This window comes from Noviherbaspirillum sp. (assembly GCF_035944575.1).
Lineage (GTDB): Bacteria > Pseudomonadota > Gammaproteobacteria > Burkholderiales > Burkholderiaceae_D > Noviherbaspirillum.
Genome location: NZ_DASZBA010000247.1, coordinates 1 through 3273, shown reverse-complemented (window position 1 = coordinate 3273; position 3273 = coordinate 1). Strand labels below are relative to the sequence as shown.

The 3273-nt window shown below is 56.1% G+C and carries 4 protein-coding genes; all 4 read left to right on the top strand.

Going from position 1 to position 3273, the window contains the following annotated elements:
* The first annotated feature begins 80 nt into the window (after positions 1-80).
* Positions 81-1028, top strand: coding sequence for a methyltransferase domain-containing protein (locus VGU61_RS20395; protein ID WP_326861129.1), 948 nt, complete (start codon positions 81-83; stop codon positions 1026-1028).
* Positions 1029-1269: 241 nt separating this feature from the next.
* Positions 1270-1713: a DUF2244 domain-containing protein gene (locus tag VGU61_RS20390; protein ID WP_326861128.1), complete on the top strand. Its 444-nt coding sequence runs from the start codon at positions 1270-1272 to the stop codon at positions 1711-1713.
* Positions 1714-1746: 33 nt separating this feature from the next.
* Positions 1747-2913 carry a cytochrome c oxidase subunit II gene (gene coxB / locus VGU61_RS20385; RefSeq protein ID WP_326861127.1) on the top strand — a complete coding sequence of 389 codons (1167 nt, stop codon included), beginning with the start codon at positions 1747-1749 and terminating at the stop codon, positions 2911-2913.
* Positions 2914-2932: 19 nt separating this feature from the next.
* Positions 2933-3273, top strand: a 341-nt coding sequence (locus VGU61_RS20380; RefSeq protein ID WP_326861126.1) for a cbb3-type cytochrome c oxidase subunit I, incomplete at its 3' end; no start/stop codon positions are given.

The following is a 3273-nucleotide window of genomic DNA, read 5'->3' as shown; positions in this document are numbered from 1 at the left end:
AACAGGCGAAATGGCATAAAGCGGACGCATCCTCAAAGGTGTAAACTTCGTCCGATTATCTCATCCCCGACAAGCTCCTCGTGTCCCTCCCTCCTTCCAATAATGGTGCTCAGTCAAGCGCACCGATCGATTTGATGCGGGTACGCAATATATTTGCAACACCTTCGCGCGTTGCCGACTCTGATTTCCTGCGGCGTGAAGTGTCCGGTCGAATGCACGAGCGACTCGATCTCATCAAGATCAATCCGCAGCGTATCCTTGATGCCGGTTGCGGAGAGGGTGCCGACCTGCAGATTCTGCAGTCCCACTTCCCGGAGGCGCGCATCATGGGCATCGACGGCGCACCCGCCATGCTGTCCGAAGCCAGAGCCAGGCAGGCGACCACCGCCTCATCGATGAACAGGCTCTTGAAAAAATGGCTTCCCGTGAGGCTTGGTAATGGCGTTGGTGCGGGCCCGGAGCTTTTCTGCGGCGACTTCGGGCATTTGCCTTTGGGAATAAATGCGGTCGATCTGGTCTGGTCCAATCTTGCCCTGCATTGGCATCCGCAGCCGGACCGGGTATTTGCGGAATGGCGCCGCGTCCTCAAGGTCGATGGTCTGCTCATGTTTTCCTGCTTCGGTCCGGACACCTTCAAGGAGTTGCGTGCGGCCTTTTCCGGACGAAGCGCGGGAAGTGCCGCAGTGCTGCCGTTCGTCGACATGCACGATTTCGGCGATATGCTGGTCAATGCCGGTTTCTCGACGCCGGTGATGGATATGGAAACCATCACGGTTACTTACGAGTCTGTAGAGAGGCTGATGAGCGATGCGCGCGCCTGGGGCGGTAATCCACTGGCAAACCGCCAGCGCGGTTTGATGGGAAAAACATCCTGGCGCCGCATCGTCGAGGCTCTTGAATCGGGGCGCCGTCCGGATGGACGTCTTCCCTTGACCTTCGAAATTATTTACGGACATGCGTTCCGACCCGTGCCCCGCACCACCTCATCCGGGGAAACCATCGTCAGGCTCGACTTGCGTAAAAAGTGAAAGCAGATAATTGAATGAATCTACGTCTGAGATGGCGGCGCAATTTGCCTCGAGCCAAATATAGCCAAAATGCTAACGGCGATCCTATTCTGCAGGGAGCGTCAAGGCTTGAAATCCCTTGCCTCAGGGGTTACGAACGACCGTTTTTATGCTTGATAACAAGTGCCGTTCCGACTTATACTTCTAGGGTTTTGCGCGGTGCAGGCGACGCTCGGTTCACACGGTCACGTGAGAGTTCATCATGGTCACCCGCGAATGGGTCCTGAGCCGTAACTGCTCTCTGTCGCCGCGGCAGCTTGGGTCGGCATACGCGGTACTGTGCTGCATGTCGTTGATCGTCGCGGCGGTTTTCACCTTGAGCGGCGCCTGGTTGATTCTAGTGTTCACCATCCTGGAGTTGTCCGCCGTCGGGCTGGCGTTTCTTCTGTATGCCCGCCACGCGACAGATCGAGAACATATTGCACTTGCCGACGATTGCCTTCTGGTGGAGCTAATCCAGGTTGAACAGGTTGAGCAGTTCAGGTTGAATCCGCGCTGGACGCGCGTCGAGTCGCCTGTGAGGCGCAGTGACCTGATCGGGCTGGAATCCAACGGAACCAGAGTCGAGGTCGGCCGGTTTTTGACGGAATGGAAGCGACGGGAGTTCGCGCGGGAGTTGAAGCGCGCACTCGCGTCGGCGAGATAGACGGAATTCTACTTTTGGGTTTTTGAGGAAACTATGAAATATGCGAAGCGCCTTCAATCGTTGATGCTTGGTGCGTCGCTCCTGATGGCAGGTATGCCGTCATGGGCGGTCTCTGACAGTCCGGGTGGCCCGGCTGTTCGCCAGCTCAACTTCCAGACTCCAATAACCCGGATCGCGGAAGATATCTATTCGCTGCACAATCTGATGCTGGTGATCTGCCTGGCAATTTTTGTGGCGGTCTTCGGCGTAATGTTCTATTCCATTCTCAAGCATCGCAAGTCGGTTGGTCACAAGCCGGCTTCGTTCCATGAAAGTACGGCCGTTGAAATCGCGTGGACTATCGTCCCATTCCTGATCGTGATCGGAATGGCTCTGCCAGCCACCAAGACCGTTGTTGCCATGAAAGATACCTCCAACGCCGATGTCACCATCAAGGCGACCGGTATGCAATGGAAATGGGGATACGACTACCTGAGCGATAAGGTGGGGCAGGGCGAAGGCATCTCTTTCCTGTCGGCCCTCTCCACGCCGCGCGAGCAATTGACCAGCGATGCGATCGAAAAGCAGGTTAACTACCTGATGGAAGTGGATAATCCGATCGTCGTGCCAGTCAACAAGAAAATTCGTATCGTTACAACCGCGAATGACGTCATTCACTCCTGGGGTGTCAATGCCCTGGGTGTCAAGCAGGATGCGATTCCCGGCTTTGTTCGCGACACCTGGTTCCGTGCCGAAAAAGTCGGTACCTACCGCGGCCATTGCTATGAACTGTGCGGCAAAGACCATGCATACATGCCTATCGTCGTGAATGTGGTCACCGACGAGGAATACAACAAATGGACCGAAGGCAAGAAGAAGGAAATGGCCGCAAAGGCAGATGATCCGAACAAGACCTGGACCATCGACGAACTCAAGCAGCGAGGCGAAAAAGTTTATGCCGCCAACTGCGTTGCCTGCCACCAGGCGAACGGCAAGGGTGTTCCAGGCGCATTTCCCGCACTGGACGCTTCCAAAGTCGTCAACGGACCGCGCGCGGAACAGATCGGTATCATCCTGAACGGCCGAAATGGCATGCCTCCTTTCAAGGCGCTTTCGGATACGGAAATCGCTGCGGTCATCACTTACACCCGCAACAGCTGGTCCAACAAGCCGCAGGAAAATATCGTTCAACCAGCGGAAGTCGTCGCTGCGCGCAAGTAATTGAAATTAGGAGATTGAGATGAGCACCACAGCAGTCGACCACGCACACGATCATTCTCATGATCACGCGCACCCGCATGGCTGGCGCCGTTGGTTGTACGCGACCAACCACAAAGATATCGGTACGCTGTATCTTTGGTTTTCTTTCATCATGCTCTTGTCCGGCGGTGTGCTGGCCCTGGGTATCCGCGCCGAACTCTTTCAGCCCGGCCTGCAACTGGTCCAGCCGGAGTTCTTCAACCAGCTGACTACGATGCACGGCCTGATCATGGTGTTCGGCGCCATCATGCCGGCCTTCGTCGGCTTCGCCAACTGGATGATCCCGCTGCAGATCGGCGCATCTGATATGGCATTCGCCCG

Bases quoted from the DNA above. Each gene is read 5' to 3' on its own strand.
- coxB (WP_326861127.1), top strand. From the start codon at position 1,747: ATGAAATATGCGAAGCGCCTTCAATCGTTGATGCTTGGTGCGTCGCTC.
- VGU61_RS20390 (WP_326861128.1), top strand. From the start codon at position 1,270: ATGGTCACCCGCGAATGGGTCCTGAGCCGTAACTGCTCTCTGTCGCCG.